1 protein-coding gene is annotated in these 944 nt (G+C 76.3%); it reads left to right on the top strand.

Going from position 1 to position 944, the window contains the following annotated elements; translation table 11 throughout:
* Positions 1–548, top strand: a 548-nt coding sequence (locus GCU69_RS00855) for an RDD family protein (protein ID WP_156204848.1), incomplete at its 5' end; no start/stop codon positions are given.
* Positions 549–944 lie beyond the last annotated feature (396 nt).

Below are 944 nucleotides of genomic sequence, written 5' to 3'. Positions count from 1 at the left end.
CGGTCACTCCGTGGCGGCCGCCCGTCGACGACCACTTCCAGCAGCTGGCGCGGGCGCAGGCCGGTGCCCGCCCCGCCGGCCTCGGCCGGCGCCTCGTCGCCCGGCTGATCGACGTCCTGCTGATGGGCGTGCTGGTCGGCGCCGCCGCCGTACCGCTCGGAATCAAGGCCATCGACCATGTCGGCGCGAAGATCGACGAGGCGAAGCTGACCGGCGAGACGGTGACGGTCTGGCTGGTGGACGGCACCACGGGGACGTATCTCGGGATCGTGCTGGCGGTGCTGCTGGTCCTCGGCATCGGCTACGAGGTGCTGCCGACCGCCAAGTGGGGCCGCACCGCGGGCAAGAAGCTCTGCGGGATCAAGGTGCTGAACATCGAGTCGCACGACACGCCCAGCTTCGGCGAGGCGCTGCGCCGCTGGCTGGTCACGACCGTGCTCGGCCTGCTGGTGCTGGGTGTCGTCAACGTGATGTGGTGCCTGTTCGACCGCCCCTGGCGGCAGTGCTGGCACGACAAGGCGGCGGGCACGTTCGTGGCGGGCGGCTGATCCCGGCACGCACGCCGCACGGCGCCGCGGGCGTCCGAGCGCGCGGCCGGGGCGTGCCGTCCGCGGACCGGTCCCGACGCCGGGCCCCACGCCGGACCCGACGCCGGGCCTGACACGGGGCCGGATGCCCGGCGGGACGCGCGGCCTGACGCCCGGCCGGATTTCCGGGCCGAAGGCCCGTCCGGACGCGCAGCCGGACGCGCAGCCGGACGCCCGCCCGGGGCTCGGGCCGCCGGGCGGTGCGCCCGGGTAGCCCGAACGGCCCGTGCGGGCTGCGAGCCGCGCCGGGCCGCTGTCGACTGGCGGGCATGAGCACCGATCAGCCGCCACCGGGCGAACCGCCGGACGACGACCCGCTGCGCAAGAGGCCCACGGCCGAGGGAGGCGGCGGCCCGT

It is taken from the genome of Streptomyces lycii, from assembly GCF_009735685.1.
GTDB classification, from domain to species: domain Bacteria; phylum Actinomycetota; class Actinomycetes; order Streptomycetales; family Streptomycetaceae; genus Streptomyces; species Streptomyces lycii.
Note: the sequence above shows the minus strand (reverse complement) of the source record. Positions and strands in the feature narration are given on the sequence as shown.